The sequence below is a fragment of the Cellulomonas fimi genome (genome assembly GCF_012952065.1).
GTDB classification, from domain to species: Bacteria; Actinomycetota; Actinomycetes; order Actinomycetales; family Cellulomonadaceae; genus Pengzhenrongella; species Pengzhenrongella fimi_A.
The window spans coordinates 172122-189094 of sequence record NZ_JABCJJ010000002.1 but is presented as its reverse complement, the minus strand read 5'-3'; the positions used below and the strand labels follow the sequence as shown (position 1 = coordinate 189094).

Here is a 16973-nt window from a genome sequence, read left to right as displayed (position 1 = left end):
CCTCAGGCCGGCACGGGGGCGAACGCGTCGCAGTACGTGGCCCAGTCGGCGTTCGTGCCGTCGTCGTCCGGGGGCATGACCTGGTAGAGCGTCGGGTCACCCTTCGAGCCCGCGAGCTTGCGCTCGACCGTGATCTCGACGGAGGCGGAGAAGAACAGCACCTCGACCTCGACGACGAGCGACGCGCGGCCGATCAGCTTGCCGGTCTGGAAGTGGTAGGTGAGCGAGAGCTCGAGCGTGATCGACGCGCTGACCAGGCCGAGCACGTCGACCTCGCCGCGGATCCGGAAGTACGCGGTGAGCAGCCCCTTGTCCGCCTCGAGGCGCAGGTAGACGCCGACCGCGATCGACACCGAGCCCGACGCCACACCGAGGTCGACCGACAGCGACGCGGCTGCCTCGAGCCCCAGCTCGAGCAGGACGAGCCCCTTGGGCGACGCCCGCAGCACGAGCCACCCGCCGCCGCCGATCGCCATCACGGTGAGCCGGAACGGCGCGTCCTTCGCGCAGAAGTAGAACCCGACCGTCATCGCGTCGCCGAGGAACGGCACCCGGGCATCGGCGCCCAGCGCGATGTTCTCGAGGCTGAAGACGCCGATCGACACGTTGGGCAGCGCGAGGTCGAAGCCCGCCGTGACGCCGTCGGGCGCGACGTCGACGTAGGGCGGGTCCGAGAACCCGTCGAACGGGATGAGCTCACGCAGGCGGTCGACGAACGACAGCGGCCCGAGGAACCCGATCCCGCCGAAGACGACGTCGACCTCGGGCTTGCCCGCCGAGCCGGCGTGGAAGCCGATCCGCCGGAACATCAGCTTCATGAGGCCGGCGGGCCCGTCGCCGATCAGGTTGAGGTCGACGTCGACGATCTCCGCGACGACGTCGACGGCCGGCGGAGCGCTCGCCGACGCCCGGACCTCGACGTCGACGTGCAGCGCGTGGGCGTCCTTCGGCCTGAAGACGTTCGGAGCGCCCGCCATGCCCCACGGCCTGATCGAGGGCCGCCACCGCAGCCGAGCCGTGACCTGTCCGCCCACCGCCCCCTGCAGCAGCTGCGCCAGCCCGGCGGCGTCCTTCGCGAGGTCGGTCAGCGTCGTCAGCGTCTGCACCGGCTTGGTCAGGGCGGACCGCACCGCGGCGGGGACACCGGGCAGCCCGATCGCCGTCAGGAGGGGCTCGAGCTCGCCCGCGAGCGCGACGGCGGCCGCGCTCACCGCGCCTGGGTCGCCCGGCAGCCCCTGGACGGCCGCGAGTAGCGCGTCGAGCCGGGTCGCGAGGGTCGCGGCGCGTGCGTCGAGCTCGTCCTCGGCGCGCTGCGCGACGGCCTTGGCGCCCGCGTGCGCCGCGCTCGCGACCTCCTGCGCGAGCCGCGCCTGCGCGTCGTCGAGCGCGGCCCGCAGGCGCAGCGCCTCCGTGCGCAGCTTCGTCACGGCGTCGAGCGCGTCGGACACGAACGCGGGTGCCTCGTCGAGGCCCGCGGCGTCGAGCAGGTCCAGCAGGCTGAACAGGCCGAACAGCTTGGGCATCGCCCCCGACAGGAACGAGGCCGGGTCGAACGCGCCGGCGTCGAACGGCGTGGGCGCGTCACCGCTCACCCCGACCGCGCCCAGCGCACGCGAGACGCCCTGGACGGACAGGTTGGGCGCGACGAACCCGCCGGACCGGTCGGACCCGCTGGTGAAGTCGACGGCGGGCGGCAGGCTCTTCAGCGCCAGGACGAGCTCGCCCGCGTTGGGCGTCCCGGGCACCGGGGCGGCGTCGACGGCGCGCGTCGGCAGGCCGTGCGCGAGGTAGGGCTTCGCGAGCACGAGGTCGACGGCGGGCGCCTGCGGCGCGAGGTGCCGCATGGCGGGCACGACGCCCCGCAGCTCGGTGAGGAACGGCCGCGACGTCACCGCGCCGGTGTCGATCTCGCCGTCGAAGACCAGGTGCGCGACCTCGACCGAGGTGTCCCCCGCCTTGACGGGCGGCGCGACCGCGAGCGTCTGGCCCCGGCCCGGGATCGCGCGCACCGGGAAGTACCGTGCCGACGCCACGTCCGCGTGGAAGACGAAGGTCTGAGGCCCGTCCTTGCCCGCCTGGACGAACAGGAGCGGCGCCGCCCACGCCCGCGTCCCGCCGCCCCGGTCGACCGTCGTGAGCGTGAACGGGAACGGGACGCCGTTGCGGGTCGGCACGAACGGCTGCTGGTCCTCGGGCGGCTTGTCGATGTCCGGCGTGACCAGCGGGCTCACGGTGACCTGCCCGAACGGGTTGTCCCGGTCGGTCGGCGGGTAGGTGCGCGTCGGCTGGCGCAGGATGATGAACCAGCGCTGCCACAGGTAGGCGACCGGATCGTCCCGGTGCTTGATCTCCCGCTCGGTGACCTTCACCAGGAAGCACCGGTGCCCGAACGGGAAGAGCAGCCCGGGGTAGGCCACGCGGACGTAGGCGTCACGGCCCATGAAGGCCTGGTGCCGGTAGTCGACGACGGTCGACGGGAACTCCCACGACTGCTTCCAGTCGAACCACGCGCCGAGGCTCGAGAGCTCGAGCCTCGTGGCCTCGAGCGGGGTGAGCGCGTTCGCGGGGTCACCGCCGTGCGTCTGGGCGACGATCGCGGTGCGGTCGAACGGGACGAGCGGCTGGTCGAAGGTCGGCGGCGGCAGCTCGCCGTCGCGGGTCCAGAGCGCGCGCACGATGCGCTGGTCGGCGTCGTCGTCGTCGAGGCCGCCGTCGTCCGTCCGGACGGTCAGGTGCGTGCGCCACAGCTCGACCCGGTCACGCGGTCCCTTCGGGCTGGTCTCGTGACGGAACGCGCCGCGCGCGCTCGGCGAGACGATCAGCCGGTAGGGCGCCTCGATCGCGGTCTCGAGCTCGCCCGGCGGCTCGATGCCGAGGTCGCCCGCCTCCCCCGCGGGCGTCGCGGCGGCCGAGACGCGCAGGCGCAGACCGGGCAGCGCCCCGAGCACGCCCTCGAGCGAGTACGCCAGACGCGTGCCCTCGGGGAGCTCGAACACGAGCCGGCTCGGCCCCGCCGCGACGTGGCTCGAGGGTCGGGGCGGGGGCGTCGGCGGGGGTGGCGGGCTCGGGGGCGACTGCGCCCCCGCCTGCCAGACCTCCTCGCCGAGGTGCTGCGGCGGGAGGTGGACGACGAGCGAGGCGTCCGGTCCGGCCACCAGCTCGGCGCCGCCGTCGGTCGCCTCGAGCGTGCATCCCGGGGCCTGGAGGCGCAGGTCGACCAGGTCGCGCGTGCGCAGGAGGCGGGCGTCGACCTGAGGCCGCTCGTCCTGCCGGACGTCGTCGGGCTGGCCCATGGGGCACCGTCCCTCTACGCGCACGCCCGTCGGCGGGTCCGCTTCGAGGGGGTATGTGCGTCTTGGGAGGATCATCCCGCCCTGCGACCCGCTCTGGCAACGGTCGTCCGCGCCGACCGACCGCGCTACCCGGGACGACGCCGCGAGTCGAGCCCGGCGTCACGGCTGCGGTCGGTCGGCGCGACCGTCCCTGGCGTCAGCAGCAGCGCTCACGCGTGAGCAGGACGCGCCACAGCTCCGGTCCCTCGGCCAGGTACTCCCACGCGATCTGCCCCGGCTGCTCGGCGTCGAGCTGGTACCGCAGCGGCTTCGGGTCGTGGTCGTTGACGAGCACGAACGCCTCGCCGGGCACGAGCGCCGCGACCGTGGCGAGGATCCGCTCGTGGCGCTGCGCGGGCGGGAGCGGGCGAACGTCGAGGTCGGTGGGCTCGACCTCGGGCTTGCGCGTGATCGCCACCGTGTCGTCCGTCGCCTGCCCGGCGGTCGACCGCCCGGCGGTGTCGTCACAGCCGCATCCGCCGCACGCGCAGCCCTCGGCCTGCTCGTCGGCGCCGACCTGCTGCTCGACGGTGTCGGTCGTCGGGGTCGCGGGGGTCGTCGGTGTCGTGGTCATCGTGGTCTCCTCGATCATGGTGCGGATGGGTGGTGGTGCGACCGCTCAGGGGCGGACAGCGAGGGTCCCCCGGGCGCCGCGCTCGGCGTCGACCACCAGGTGGGACACGAAGGGGTAGGTGCCGGGCTCGGAGAAGGACAGCTCCACGAATCCGCCCTGCGCGGGCGCGAGGGCGAGCGACTGCGCGCCACCGGTCCCGTCGCCGGGTCCGCCGGCCGCGCCGGGTCCGCCGGGTCCGCCCAGCAGGTAGGCGCCCTCCGCGAACACGGTGTCGAACTGGCCCCCGACGACGTGGAACGACGTCGGCCGGTTCGGCCCGGCGTCGAGCACCCAGAGGCGCACGCGCTCGCCGACCCGCGCGGGCAGCGGCGTGCGGTCGTACTGGTTCGCGTAGCCGTTGAAGACGACCGCGTCGGGGCGTTCGGCGCCGATCTTCGTCGCGTCCGCGATGCCGCCCTGCTCGCCGAGGTAGAGCTCGGACTGGACCAGGAGGTACTCGCGGTCGACGCGCGGCAGGTCGGGCGGGTCGATGATCACGGCCCCGAACATCCCGTTGGCGATGTGCAGCGACATCGGCGAGGTCGAGCAGTGGTACGTCCAGATGCCCGCTCGGGTCGCGGTGAACGTGTACGTCAGCGACTCCCCCGGCTCGATCGTGCGTGTCACCTCGTCGGGCGCGACGGCGCCGGCGTGGAAGTCGATCGAGTGGCCGAGCGACCCGTCGTTCCGGAGCGTCACCACGAACGTGTCGCCGACCTTCCCGCGGAGCGTCGGCCCGGGCGTCGTGCCGCCGAACGTCCACAACGCCTGCCGCGCACCGGGCGCGACCTCGCGCTCGACCTCGGTGACGTCGAGGGTCACGCGGTGGGTCGTGCCCGCCGGCGCCTGGGCGAGCGCGGGGTCGTACGGGCGGACGTCGTCGGCGGGGTCGCCGCGCAGGTCCATCGCGTCGGCCGCCGACGACGCGACACCCGCCGACCCAGCCGCACCACCGTCCGCATCGCCGGTCCCGCCCTCGCTCGCCGACGCCGCGCCGTCGCCCCCGCCGCGGACGACGACGTCGAAGAGCATGCCCATCTGCCGGTGTCCCGCCACGGAGCACCAGCCGTCGAGGGCGCGTCCGACCACGCCGACCTCGACCCGCACGGTCGCGCCGGGAGCCATCCGCCCGGACGACGCCCCTGAGTCGAGCACCAGGTCGTGCACCGCCGTGTCGACGTTCGTCACCACCAGCACCAGGCTGTCGCCCGCGTCGACCGTCACGCTCGACGGCTCGAAGCGCATGTCGCGCGCCTCGACCTCGACCTCGACCACGCGCCCGGTCGCCGCGGCCCCCGCGGCCGACGACGTGCCAAGCCCGGCAGCGGCCGGGTCCGCTGCGACGGCACCGGCGACGACCAGGGCGAGCGCTGCGGCGGCCGCGACCGTCGGACCCATCGGCCGGCGGGGCTCCGGTCGCCGCCGGGCCGTCGCGAGGTCGGCCACCGGCACGAGCGTGGGACCGCCCTGCGCCGCCCGGGCCCGGCGTCGGGACACGACGACGGCGCGCACGAGGAGCACGGGCGTCGCGACCAGGGCGCCCAGCACGAGCATCGACGTCCCGACCCGGACCAGGCTCGGGACCGGGGCCACGAAGAGCGCGAGACCGCCGTTGACCAGCAGCAGCCGGGCGCCCGCGCCCCGCTCGAGCACCGCCATCGCGGCACGGACGGCTGACGGGCCGCCGCCGAGGATCATCGGACCGAGGTGCGCGAGCGCGCCGAGCAGGACCTGGGCCGTGAACCCGACGGCGAGCGGAGCGATCAGTCCGGCGAACCTGGCATGGGCGACGTCCCACGACGGCGCGGTCGCGAGACCGACGCTCCACGTCGCCACCGCGAGCCCGAGCCACACCACCCCGAGCCCCACCGACTGCGCGGCGAACGTCGTCGGCGGACGGTCCCGCGCCCCGGCTGCCCACGGCCACGCCACGCGCACGAGGCCGACGAGGTAGAGCGCGATCCCCGCCCCCGCCACCGGCAGCGACCCCGAGGCCGTCCCCGCGAGCGTCGTCGTGAGCGCGAGCACGAGCACGACCAGGCCGTGCGTGCCGGCCCGCGCGGCGTCTGGGTGCAGCTGGACGCGCAGCATCGTCGGCCAGAGCGTCACGAGCGCGCCCACCACGGTCAAGCCGACCCAGCCCAGCAGCATGACCGTGACGTGCGCGACGTAGGCGCGGGACGCGAGCTCGCCGGTCAGGTCCGGACGCGCCAGCAGCGCGCCGAGGCCCGCGCCGACCGGCAGCGCGACTCCCGAGGCCACGAAGTAGCGGGCGGTCCACCCGAGGCGCACGCCGAGGGCGCCGCGGCCCTGGGCCACCAGCGTCCCGGCGTGCCACAGCGCCGCCGTGCCCACGGCGGTCGCGCCCCCGACGACGGCGGGCCAGGTCCCGGTGAGCAGGCCCGCGACCACCGCCAGGGCGCCCGCGTTGTGCAGCGCGAGCCGCGCCGCCTGTGCCCGGTGCCCCCCGGGGAGCGGACGGCGCCGGACCGCCTCCGCGAAGTGCGCGCTCCAGATGAGGATGGCCGTGCTCGCCGCGCCCAGGAGCAGCAGGTGGAGCATGAGCCACGTCGCCTGCGGGACGGCGCGGTGACCGGCCGCGACGACGGCCGCCGCGACGAGCCACGCGACCACGATGGCGTTGACCCGCAGGTGCCACCGGCCCCTCATCGGGCCGTCTCCAGCTCGACGGACCCGACCTCGGCGCGCGCAGCGGCCACGGCCGGGGCCGCTGCACGCGCCGAGGTCGTGGCCGCAGCGGGGGCGGTACGGCGCGGCGCGCGACCGAGCCGGCCGGCACCGCCGCCCCGGACCGACGACCAGACCGCGAGCGCCACGAACAGCAGCACAGCCACGATGTTGAGCGCGCCCCCCACCTGGAGCGCCCACTGCTCGCCGCGAAGGTCGCCGCCCACGACCCGCAGCGCGAGCGAGCCGTGCAGCAGGACGACCGGGCCGTAGAACGCGCGGCGGAACGGCAGCGCCCGGCCGATCACCGCCGGCAGGATCACGGGCGCGTGGGCCATGATCATCGAGACCGTGAAGCCCAGGAACACGCTGTGGACCACGGCGTCGTAGGCCGGGCCGTCCGCGACCGGCCCGAGCAGGAGCCACGTCGCGCCCGCGACCGCGAGCCAGGCGTAGCCCGCGAGCAGGCACCACGCCATGAAGCGCGGCAGCCCGGTGGACCGCACGGTGCGTCGGGCGACGTCGTGCCGCACCAGCCAGGCGACCAGGCCGAGCAGGGCCGCACCGAGGGCCGGGTGCGCGACGCCGGGCCAGAGCGGCGCGGCCACGACGGCGGCGAACAGCGTGGCGGCGACGGCGCCCATCGCACGCTCCGCCCGGCTGCCGGGCCGACCGACGCGCGCGAGCTCGAGCCGCTCCCCCGCGATCGTCAGCACGAGGAAGCCGACGAACCAGGGCAGCACGACGGGGACCGGGGCGCCGCCCCACCACAGCAGCGCGGACCCGGTCGCGAGCACGGCGCCGAGCACCTGGACGCCGAGCGCGAGTGACTCCTGCCGCCGCCACAGCGCGGCGTAGACCGCGAGGAGGGCACCCGTGCCGGCGACGAGGAGGCCCTGGCCGACGACCAGCGGGACCGGCGCCAGCAGGAGGACCGCGCCGAGCGCCGTCGTGCCCGGTGCGGTGAAGCCCCACCACGTCCGCAGCGCGACCGCCCGCTCGAGGGCGATCACCGTGCCGACGAACCCGAGCACGAGGAGGCCGCCGTGGACCTGGGGCAACCGCTCGGTGGTCACGGGGGCCGGAAGCCCCAGCAGGAGGAGCGCCGCGTCGAGGCCCGCGAGGAGGGCGAGACCCGCGGGCAGCAGGAAGGCCAGGCGGGCGGGGTTCCTCACCACCCGACCGTAGGCACCGGCACGCGGGAGCGGCCCCGGACCTTGGTCCCGGGTCCTGCGTTCCGGGTCCGCGCTGGCCAAGCCGGTGCCACCCGGCGTGCCCGACGGCGACTACGCCGCGTGCGATGACATGGCCGCCGCCGGGGTGGCGGGCTCGGACGACGTGTCCACGACCCACCTGACCACGGCCGACCGGTGGGGCAACGTCGTCGCGTACACGCTCACGATCGAGTCGACGGGCGGCAACGGGATGGTCGTGCCCGGGCGCGGCTTCCTGCTGAACAACGAGCTCACCGACTTCAACTTCACCGGCACGCAGGGCGACGCGCCCGACCCGAACCTGCCGGGTCCGGGCAAGCGGCCGCGCAGCTCGATGGCCCCCACCATCGTGCTGATGGAGGGGAAGCCCCTGCTCGCCGTCGGCTCACCGGGCGGATCGACCATCATCACCACGGTCCTGCAGGTCCTGATGAACCGCCTCGACCTGGGGATGGGGCTCCCCGAGGCGATCGCCGCACCGCGCGCGACCCAGCGCAACACGGCGGCGGTCCAGGCCGAGCCGGGCTTCCCCCGCACGGGCCTCCAGGCGCTCGGGCACACCTTCAGCGACAACCCGGAGATCGGGGCGGCCACCGGGATCGAGTTCCTGGGCGACGGCTCGCTGCTCGCGGCGGCCGAGCCGACCCGGCGCGGTGGCGGGAGCGCCGGGGTCGTCGACCCGAGGAGCTGACCCGCCAGCGGGTCGGTGCGCCGCGCCCGCTCAGTGCGCCGCGGCGCCCTTGCGGCGCGGGATCAGGTGCATGATCGCGACGACCACGGCGCCGACGACGAGCCCGACGAGCGCGGACGCGAGCGTGTCCGTCAGCCACGCCAGGAAGCCGCCGATGCCGGCCACGCCGTGCACCGCCTCCCCCGCACGAAGCACCAGGTCGTAGAGCCCGGGCCAGCCGAGCTCGTCGACCCCGACCAGCAGGATGTGGCCGCCGACCCACAGCATCGCCACGATCCCGACGGTCGACAGCACCGCGAGCACCTTGGGCATCGCCCGCACGAGGAACCGGCCGGTGGCCGCGAGCGCGTCGTTCCGTCGCTCCGCCAGGTTCAGCCCGATGTCGTCCATCTTCACGATGAGCGCGACGACCCCGTAGACCAATGCCGTGATGCCGAGGGCGACGACGGCGAGGATGACGGCGCGCGAGACGAACGGCTCGGCGGCGACCTCGTTGAGGGCGATGACCATGATCTCGGCCGAGAGGATGAAGTCGGTGCGGATCGCGCCGCTGACCATCTTCTTCTCGATGTCCTCGCCCTGGACGGCGGCCGGCAGGGGCGTCTCCTGCCTCGACGTCTCCTGGGTGCCGTGCTTGCCGCGCCCGGTGACCAGCTCGTAGAGCTTCTCGGCGCCCTCGAAGGCGAGGTACGTGCCGCCGACCATGAGGATCGGCGTGAGCAGCCACGGCAGGAACTGACTCAGCAGGAGGGCGGCCGGAAGGATGAACAGCAGCTTGTTGCGCAACGAGCCGACGGCGATCCGCCGGATGATGGGCAGCTCCCGCTTCGGGCTGAAGCCGTGCACGTAGCGAGGCGTCACCGCGGTGTCGTCGATGACGACCCCGGCCGCCTTCGCGCTCGCGCGACCCGCCGCCGCGCCGACGTCGTCGACCGACGCCGCCGCGAGCTTCGCGAGCGCCGCGATGTCGTCGAGCAGCGCGGCCAGTCCGGCGGCCATCAGCGGTGCCCCGCCCGCACCGCGTGAACGTCAGGCGTGGCACGCACCGGCGGTCTGCTCTCACTCGTCACGCCGCAAGGGTAGGGCGGCGGGACCGTCGGTGCGCGCGGGTTCGGAACTCACCCGGTCGCGTCACTTCCCCGCGCGCTTCGTGGTGGCACAGTGGCGAGGCACGCGAACCTACCCCGTCCGCACCGCAGCACCGGAGTCCGCCATGAGTCAGCTCGAGCCCTACGCCGGTGGTCGCACCCCCTCCGGGCCCCCGCACCCCGTGGGTGGCGCCCATCCCGTCGCCGCCTACCGACAGCCGCACACGCAGGTGGTGACGGACCAGCGCCCGGTCAGCGGCGCCCTCGTCACGGTCGCGTGGGTGGTCGCCGTCGTCACCGCTCTGTACATGCTGCCGTGGGCCGTCGCAGCGACCCGCGGCAAGGCGAATCACGGGACGATCGCTCTCATCAACGCACTGCTCGGCTGGAGTTTCGTCGGCTGGGTCGTCGCACTCGTCATGGCCTGCCAGGCGCACCAGGTGGTCAGCGCGCCGATGTCGGTCAACATCATGGTGGCCCAGCAGTTCTCGGGGCACGCCCAGCCGCACACGACCGACTTCCCACCGGCCGGCTGGTACCCGTCTCCCGACGGCGCCGGCCAGCAGTACTGGGACGGCGGCTCCTGGACCGGCCACCGCGCCCCATGAGGTCGCCGCGGCGACACCTCAGACCGTGGCCCCGACCTCGCGGAGCGCGGGCAGCGCCCGCTCGAGCATGTCCGACGTCGCGGTGAGGCTGATCCGGAAGTTCTCGGGCCGCCCGAACACGGTCCCCGGCAGGACGTAGACCCCGCGCTGGGCCAGCGCGGCGGCGAACGCGACGGAGTCGCCGCCCGGCGCCGTTCCCCACAGGTAGAAGGTGCCCTCGGGCACGGTGAGCCGGTACCCGGCGTCGGTCAGGGCCGAGACGGTGCGGTCGCGCCGTCGCGTGAGCTCGGCCAGGTCGATCGACACCGACTCGAGCGCCGGCGCGGCGTACTGCATGAGCGCGTCCGGGAAGCCCCAGCCCATCGCGAGCTGCAGCGGGAGCAACACGCCGCGCAGCGCGTCGCGGTCCGCCGCCGGGATCAGCGGGGAGAGCGCGAGGTAGCCCAGCCGCTGCCCAGGGGCGAGCAGCACCTTGCCGTAGCTGTAGTCGACCAGCGTCCACGCGTAGCAGGCGGCCGGGCTGGTGAACCCGGTGCCGTCGAAGCGGATCCGCCGGTAGGGCTCGTCCGACAGCAGCCAGATCCGGCGGCCGTGGCGGGCCGACGCCTCCTCGAGGACCGCGGCCAGCTCGACCAGCCGGTCGCGTCCGTAGACCCGGCCGGTCGGGTTCGCCGGCGAGTTCACCACGACCATGCGGGTGCGGGGCGTGATCGCGCGCGCGATCGCCTCGACGTCCAGGTCGAACGTGTCGGGGGCGAGCGACGCGACGACGGGCACCATGTCGGCCGCGCGCAGCATCGGCGCGTAGAACCAGCCGGGCTCGGGGATCACGACCTCGCTCCCGGCGTCGGCCACGAGCCTGAAGGCGAGCGCGATGGCGCCGAACGCGCCCTGCGTCATCGCGATGTCCGCGGGCTCGACGTCCAGTCCGAGCTCGGCGCGCAGGCCGGCGGAGATCGCCTCCTGGGCGGGCGCCTGGCTCGACTTGTACGCGAACCAGTCCTCGGCACGCGGCTCGAGGTTCGCCCGGATCGCGTCGACGAGGGCGGGCAGCGGCATCTCGTGCGGGTCGCCGAAGGTGAGGTCCACGACGTCGGGCCTGTCGCCCATCGCGCGCAACGAGAGGAAGAACGACGTCACCGGCTCGATCGCCGCGCTCGCCGCCCTGGCCCGGTCCGACAGCTCCATGTCGACACCCTTCTCGTGAGGCACGCGCCCGCCCGCGCCGGCGTGCGCTCCCATGATTCACCCGCGCCCTGGTGAGCGGGAGTCCCCGCCGGACGCTCGTGCGCGGTTGCCGGGCCGCGTGGCGCGGGCCATCATCACGGGACGTGGCCGCCGGGCCGCGTCGCCGGGACCGCGCCGCGCGAGACGGGCGCACGGGCGTGGCTCGACCGAGGACGGCTGACATGCTCCTGGGCACCGAAGAGTCGTACTGGCTGCACACCGCTCCCGGGCCTACCTACCCGACGCTGGAGGCGGACGTCGAGGCCGACGTCGCCGTCCTGGGTGCGGGGATCGCCGGCATCTCGGTCGCGTGGGAGCTGGCGGCCGCGGGGTACCGGGTGGTGCTGCTCGAGTCGGACCGGATCGCCGCGGGGGTCACGGGCCACACGACCGCGAAGCTCTCGTCCCTCCACACGCTGCTCTACGGCAAGCTCCGCGGCGCGTTCGGGGCCGAGGCCGCTGCCCTCTACGCGCGGTCCCAGCAGGACGCCGTGGAGCGGGTCGCGGCCGTCTCGGCCGAGCTCGGGATCGACTGCGACCTCGAGCGTGTCCCCGGCTACACGTTCGTCGAGGGCGTGGACCAGCTCGACGACATCGGCGACGAGGTCGTCGCGGCGTCGGAGGCCGGGCTGCCGGCGACCTACGTCTCCGAGACCGGTCTGCCGTTCCGGGTCGCCGGGGCGGTGCGGGTCGAGGACCAGGCCCAGTTCCACCCGCGCACGTACCTGCTCGGCCTCGCCGAGGACCTCGTCCGCCGCGGCGGCCGGATCTTCGAGCACTCGCGCGCCGTGGACCTGACGGAGGGCGACCCGTGCCGGGTGACCACGGAGAACGGCTCCGTCGTGACGGCCGGGCACGTCGTGGTCGCGACGCACTACCCGGTGTTCGACCGGGCGATGCTGTTCACGCGGCTCGATCCGGTGCGCGAGGTCGTGGTCGCGGCGGCCATCCCCGCCGCCGACGACCCTGGCGGCATCTACATCACCCCCGAGCAGAACACCCGCTCCGTCCGCACGGCCCCGTACGACGACGGCCGACGGCTGCTCATCGTCACCGGCGAGCACTTCACGCCGGGCACCGCGGAGCAGGGTGAGGTGGCCGAGCGCTACGAGCGCCTGATCGCCTGGACGCGGGAGAAGTTCCCCGCCGCCGAGGTCCTCTACCGCTGGGCGACGCAGGACAACAGCACGACCGACCAGCTGCCCTTCGTCGGGCCGTTCCACCCGGGCGCCCGGAACGTCTACGTCGCCGCCGGGTTCGGTGGCTGGGGGATGAGCAACGGCGTCATGGCCGGCCGGCTGCTGGCGGCGACCATCGCCGGGCAGACGCTGCCCTGGACCGACCTGTACGACCCGCGCCGCCTGCACCTGCGCCAGGAGGCCGGTCCGCTCGCGACGTTGCAGGGCACCGTGGCGCGGCACTTCGTGGGCGACCGGCTGCGTCGGTCCGACGTCGACTCCGTGGAGGAGATCGCGCCCGGCGCCGGTGCGGTGCTCAAGGTCGAGGGGAAGCGCTGCGCCGTCTACCGCGACGACGCCGGTGCGCTGCACGCGGTCTCGGCGCGGTGCACGCATCTTGGCTGCCTCGTGCACTTCAACGACACCGAGGTGGCCTGGGAGTGCCCGTGCCACGGCTCGCGCTTCGCGGTCGACGGCGCGGTCCTCCAGGGCCCCGCGAACCGTCCGCTCGACCGGGTGGAGCTGGATCCGCCGGCGGGGTGAGACGAGGCGAGGTGCGCGGCCGGGGCCGCGTCGTCGGGCCCTATCCGCGTCCCGGCCATCTCGGTACGGTCAGCAGCAGCGAGACCGCGACGGCGCGCGTCGTGGTGAGCGTCGGTGAAGGGGGTGCTTCCACGGTGCACGTCAACGAGGTGGTCAGGCGCAAGGGCGGGACGGTCGTCACCATCGAGCCGGGGCGGAGCGTGCGCGAGCTGCTCGGGCTGCTGGCCGAGCACCGGATCGGTGCGGTGGTGGTCTCGGCCGACGGAGCGCGGGTGGACGGGATCGTGAGCGAGCGGGACGTCGTGCGACGGCTGCACGCCGACGGCGACCACGTCCTGGACGGCACGGTGTCGCAGATCATGACCGCCGAGGTCCACACGTGCGACCCCGACGACCGGATCGACGAGCTCATGACCGTCATGACCGAGCGCCGGATCCGGCACCTGCCCGTGGTCGCGGACGGCCGCCTCGCCGGGATCGTGAGCATCGGCGACGTCGTCAAGCAGCGGATCGCCGAGGTGCAGGACGAGCGCGACCAGCTGACGACGTACATCACGGGGCGGCCGCAGACAGGCTGACGCGCATGAGGGGTTGCTCGTGCGGGTGACCTACCGCCGTCCGACGGTCGGGTCACCCCGACCGGTGCTCGGGGTCGTTCTCCTGACGTCGCCGCCACCGGTGGCATGCGTGTGCCGCCGCACCCCCACACCGGGCTGCAGCCGGCGCGTGAGATCAGGCACCACGGCGAGGTCGGGTGGTCACCGGAACAGGGGTTTCCCGCCGACGTGCGGGCGTCCGGGGCAGGGCGATTGCCAGCGCGGGGGGTCAGCGGAAGACTCGTGCGAACCCAGGACCGCGAGGAGGGCCCTCATGGCAGACAACACCTACAAGGTCACCGAGATCGTCGGCACGTCGCCGGACGGTATGGACCAGGCGATCCGGAACGGGATCGAGAAGGCGAGCCAGACGCTGCGCGGCCTCGACTGGTTCGAGGTCAAGGAGGTTCGCGGCATGATCGACGACGGCCGGGTCGGGCACTTCCAGGTGCTGCTCAAGGTGGGCTTCAGGCTCGATTGAGACGCGCCACCGAGAACCGCTCGACCGGCCCGCCCGGCCGGGCCGGCCTCGCGCGGCCCGACGCGGCACGGACGGGTCCGCGCCGCGTCGGTGCGAGGCTCAGGCGGCCACCGGGGTGAAGTCGCCGGCGCGCACCGACTCCATCGCCTTGGTCCACGTGACGAGCTGGTCGAGCATCGGCTCCACGCTCGCGGCGGCCGGCTCGGTCGGGGTGAACACCGAGAAGTTCTCGAAGTCGGTGAACAGCGACATCAGAACCGCGTTGCGGACGTGCGCGACCTGCATCTCGGACAGGATGCCGCGCAGGTGCTCGACCGCGCGGGCCCCGCCGGCCGAACCGTAGGAGACGAAGCCGGCCGCCTTGTTGGTCAGCTCGGGCGAGAGGTAGTCGAGCGCGTTCTTCAGCGCGCCGGTGATCGAGTGGTTGTACTCGGAGACGACGAACACGAAGCCGTCGAACTCCGCCATCTTCGCGGACCAGGTCTGGCCCTCGGCCGACTGGGCGGGGCCCCACGACGGCGGCGTCGCCTCCTGCCACACCGGGAGGTCGAAGTCGGCGATGTCGACGATCTCGAACTCGGCGTCGGGCCGCTGGTCGGCGATCGACTTGACCCAGTGGGCGACGTTCAGGCTCTGCCGTCCGGGGCGCATGCTGCCGGTGACGATGGCGATCTTGGTCATGGACTCCCTCTCACTCTGACGTGGGGCCGGTGATCGACCCCTCCGGCTGGTCTAACTAGATGAACTGTCAACTAGTTCCCTCGGGCGCTGTGACGTCGCGCACGTGCTAGGAAGGGACGACCAGCGCCGAGGGATCGAGGAGCACTCGTGGCCATCACGATCGCGCAGAACATCGTGGCCGTGCTGAGGGCGAACGGCGTCGAGCGGGTGTACGGCATCGCGGGCGACTCCCTCAACGGCCTCACGGACGCGGTGCGCAGGGACGGGTCGATCGAGTGGGTGACGACCCGCCACGAGGAGGCCGCCGCCCTGGCAGCGACCGCCGACGCCGAGCTCACGGGGCGGCTCGCGGTCTGCGTCGGCAGCGGCGGACCAGGCAACCTCCACCTCATCAACGGCCTCTTCGACGCGGCCCGCAGCCGCGTGCCGGTGCTGGCGATCGCCGCCCACATCCCCAGCAGCGAGATCGGCAGCGGCTACTTCCAGGAGACGCATCCCCAGGAGCTCTTCCGCGAGTGCAGCGTCTACGCCGAGCTCGTCGCCGACCGAAGCAGATGCCGCGCGTCCTCGAGATCGCGATGCGCTCCGCGCTCGAGCAGCGGGGCGTCGCCGTCATCGTGCTGCCCGGCGACGTCGCCCTGGCCAGGGCCGTGAACGAGCGCACGGTGGTCGTCTCACCCACCCAGCCACGGGTGGTCCCGTCCGACGGCGAGCTGCGGAGGGCCGCGGCCATCCTCAACGCCGGCCGGCGCACCACCATCCTGGCCGGCGCCGGCGTGGGCGACGCGCACGACGACGTCGTCGCCCTCGCCGACCGCCTGGCGGCCCCGATCGTCCACACCATGCGCGGCAAGGACCGCATCGAGTTCGAGAACCCCTTCGACGTCGGGATGACCGGGCTGCTGGGCTTCGCCTCCGGCTACCGCGCCATGGACAGCTCGGACACCCTGCTCATGCTCGGGACCGACTTCCCCTACCAGCAGTTCTACCCCCAGGACGCGAAGATCATCCAGGTCGACCTCCGAGGCGAACAGCTCGGACGACGCACCCCGCTCGACCTGGGGATCGTCGGCGACGTCGGCGAGACCGCACGCGCGCTGCTCCCCCTGCTGGACGGAGACAAGAACCGCGACCACCTCGACGACGCCCGCGACCACTACGCCAAGACACGCGCCAGGCTCGACGACCTCGCCACGGAGTCGCGGGGCGACCGACCGATCCACCCCCAGTACGTGGCGCGCCTGGTCGACGAGCTGGCCTCCGACGACGCGGTGCTGATCCCCGACGTCGGCTCACCGGTCATCTACGCCGCCCGCTACCTGCACGCGGGAGGCGGGCGCCGGCTCATCGGGTCGTTCACCCACGGCACGATGGCGAACGCCCTCTCCCACGGCATCGGAGCCCAGAAGGCCTTCCCGGACCGGCAGGTGATCGCGCTCAGCGGGGACGGCGGGCTCGCCATGCTCCTCGGCGAGCTGCTGACCCTCACCCAGCACCGCCTGCCGGTCAAGGTCGTCGTCTTCAACAACTCCTCGCTCAACTTCATCGAGCTCGAGATGAAGGCCGCCGGCTTCGTGAACTTCGGAACCGAGCTGAAGAACCCCGACTTCGCCGCCGTGGCCGAGGCCATCGGGATCAAGGGCATCCGGGTCGAGCGGTCCGCAGACCTCCGCTCCGGCCTCGCAGACGCGTTCGCGCATCCCGGTCCGGCGCTCGTCGACGTCGTCACAGAGCGGGACGAGCTCAGCATCCCGCCCAAGATCACCGCCGAGCAGGTCAAGGGCTTCACCCTCTACGCCATCCGCACCGTGCTGTCAGGACGCGGGGACGAGCTGCTCGACCTGGCCACCGCCAACTACCGACAGCTCTTCTGAGACGCGCCCTCCTCCGCTGAGGGCGGATCCGACAACGGGTGTCCGGGCAGGCTGCAGATGCCGGTGGGTCATCATGCGCTCGGTGAACACCGCGGTCGGGTGGGCGAACCGCTCTGACCGAGATCGTCCAGGCACACGCGACCGGGTCAAGGCGGGACC

11 protein-coding genes and 2 pseudogenes are annotated in these 16973 nt (G+C 73.8%); 6 read left to right on the top strand and 7 right to left on the bottom strand.

The genetic code is table 11. The annotated features are described in order from the left end of the window. Positions 1 to 2: 2 nt before the first annotated feature. The 4 genes from HIR71_RS02340 to HIR71_RS02325 form a co-directional block, all read right to left on the bottom strand. A complete protein-coding gene (locus tag HIR71_RS02340; RefSeq protein WP_169323035.1) occupies positions 3 to 3293 on the bottom strand; it encodes a hypothetical protein in 3291 nt (1096 codons plus the stop codon). A 196-nt stretch (positions 3294 to 3489) separates the two neighbouring features. After that, entirely contained in the window at positions 3490 to 3906 is a 417-nt protein-coding gene (locus HIR71_RS02335) for a DUF2249 domain-containing protein (protein WP_169323034.1), read from the bottom strand. 45 nt (positions 3907 to 3951) lie between these two features. Next, positions 3952 to 6615 (bottom strand): multicopper oxidase domain-containing protein, encoded by a 2664-nt coding sequence (locus HIR71_RS02330; RefSeq protein WP_169323032.1) that lies wholly within the window; start codon positions 6613 to 6615, stop codon positions 3952 to 3954. Then, entirely contained in the window at positions 6612 to 7808 is a 1197-nt protein-coding gene (locus HIR71_RS02325) for a hypothetical protein (protein WP_211373678.1), read from the bottom strand. Before HIR71_RS02325 ends, HIR71_RS02330 begins: the two co-directional genes overlap by 4 nt. 70 nt (positions 7809 to 7878) lie before the next feature. Between HIR71_RS02325 and HIR71_RS02320 the strand changes: the two are divergent. Next, a pseudogene (locus tag HIR71_RS02320) lies at positions 7879 to 8538 on the top strand (gamma-glutamyltransferase); the annotation flags it as partial. Positions 8539 to 8568: 30 nt separating this feature from the next. On the opposite strand, the gene HIR71_RS02315 reads toward HIR71_RS02320, so the two are convergent. Next, positions 8569 to 9537 carry a DUF808 domain-containing protein gene (locus HIR71_RS02315; protein ID WP_169323030.1) on the bottom strand — a complete coding sequence of 323 codons (969 nt, stop codon included), beginning with the start codon at positions 9535 to 9537 and terminating at the stop codon, positions 8569 to 8571. Positions 9538 to 9751: 214 nt separating this feature from the next. Here HIR71_RS02315 and HIR71_RS02310 point away from each other — a divergent pair, with 214 nt between their 5' ends. Further along, positions 9752 to 10234 (top strand): superinfection immunity protein, encoded by a 483-nt coding sequence (locus tag HIR71_RS02310; protein WP_169323028.1) that lies wholly within the window; start codon positions 9752 to 9754, stop codon positions 10232 to 10234. Between the two features lie 18 nt (positions 10235 to 10252). On the opposite strand, the gene HIR71_RS02305 is transcribed toward HIR71_RS02310, so the two are convergent. Further along, entirely contained in the window at positions 10253 to 11422 is a 1170-nt protein-coding gene (locus tag HIR71_RS02305) for an aminotransferase class I/II-fold pyridoxal phosphate-dependent enzyme (RefSeq protein ID WP_169323027.1), read from the bottom strand. A 221-nt stretch (positions 11423 to 11643) separates the two neighbouring features. Between HIR71_RS02305 and HIR71_RS02300 the strand changes: the two genes are divergently transcribed. The 3 genes from HIR71_RS02300 (at position 11644) to HIR71_RS02290 (ending at position 14259) form a co-directional block, all read left to right on the top strand. After that, positions 11644 to 13182: an FAD-dependent oxidoreductase gene (locus HIR71_RS02300; RefSeq protein ID WP_169323025.1), complete on the top strand. Its 1539-nt coding sequence runs from the start codon at positions 11644 to 11646 to the stop codon at positions 13180 to 13182. Between the two features lie 134 nt (positions 13183 to 13316). Continuing rightward, entirely contained in the window at positions 13317 to 13760 is a 444-nt protein-coding gene (locus tag HIR71_RS16635) for a CBS domain-containing protein (RefSeq protein ID WP_169323022.1), read from the top strand. Positions 13761 to 14052: 292 nt separating this feature from the next. After that, positions 14053 to 14259 (top strand): dodecin, encoded by a 207-nt coding sequence (locus HIR71_RS02290; RefSeq protein WP_169323020.1) that lies wholly within the window; start codon positions 14053 to 14055, stop codon positions 14257 to 14259. Between the two features lie 99 nt (positions 14260 to 14358). Here the strand turns inward: HIR71_RS02290 and HIR71_RS02285 are convergent, their stop codons facing one another. Beyond that, positions 14359 to 14940, bottom strand: a complete 582-nt coding sequence (locus HIR71_RS02285) for an NADPH-dependent FMN reductase (protein ID WP_169323017.1) — start codon at positions 14938 to 14940, stop codon at positions 14359 to 14361. 147 nt (positions 14941 to 15087) lie between these two features. Here HIR71_RS02285 and poxB point away from each other — a divergent pair. Then, positions 15088 to 16814 (top strand): annotated as a pseudogene (gene poxB, locus HIR71_RS02280) (ubiquinone-dependent pyruvate dehydrogenase). Positions 16815 to 16973: the final 159 nt, after the last annotated feature.

Bases quoted from the DNA above. Each gene is read 5' to 3' on its own strand.
- HIR71_RS02290 (WP_169323020.1), top strand. From the start codon at position 14,053: ATGGCAGACAACACCTACAAGGTCACCGAGATCGTCGGCACGTCGCCG.
- HIR71_RS02330 (WP_169323032.1), bottom strand. From the start codon at position 6,615: ATGAGGGGCCGGTGGCACCTGCGGGTCAACGCCATCGTGGTCGCGTGG.
- HIR71_RS02340 (WP_169323035.1), bottom strand. From the start codon at position 3,293: ATGGGCCAGCCCGACGACGTCCGGCAGGACGAGCGGCCTCAGGTCGAC.
- HIR71_RS02305 (WP_169323027.1), bottom strand. From the start codon at position 11,422: ATGGAGCTGTCGGACCGGGCCAGGGCGGCGAGCGCGGCGATCGAGCCG.
- HIR71_RS02335 (WP_169323034.1), bottom strand. From the start codon at position 3,906: ATGACCACGACACCGACGACCCCCGCGACCCCGACGACCGACACCGTC.
- HIR71_RS02300 (WP_169323025.1), top strand. From the start codon at position 11,644: ATGCTCCTGGGCACCGAAGAGTCGTACTGGCTGCACACCGCTCCCGGG.
- HIR71_RS02285 (WP_169323017.1), bottom strand. From the start codon at position 14,940: ATGACCAAGATCGCCATCGTCACCGGCAGCATGCGCCCCGGACGGCAG.
- HIR71_RS02315 (WP_169323030.1), bottom strand. From the start codon at position 9,537: ATGGCCGCCGGACTGGCCGCGCTGCTCGACGACATCGCGGCGCTCGCG.
- HIR71_RS02310 (WP_169323028.1), top strand. From the start codon at position 9,752: ATGAGTCAGCTCGAGCCCTACGCCGGTGGTCGCACCCCCTCCGGGCCC.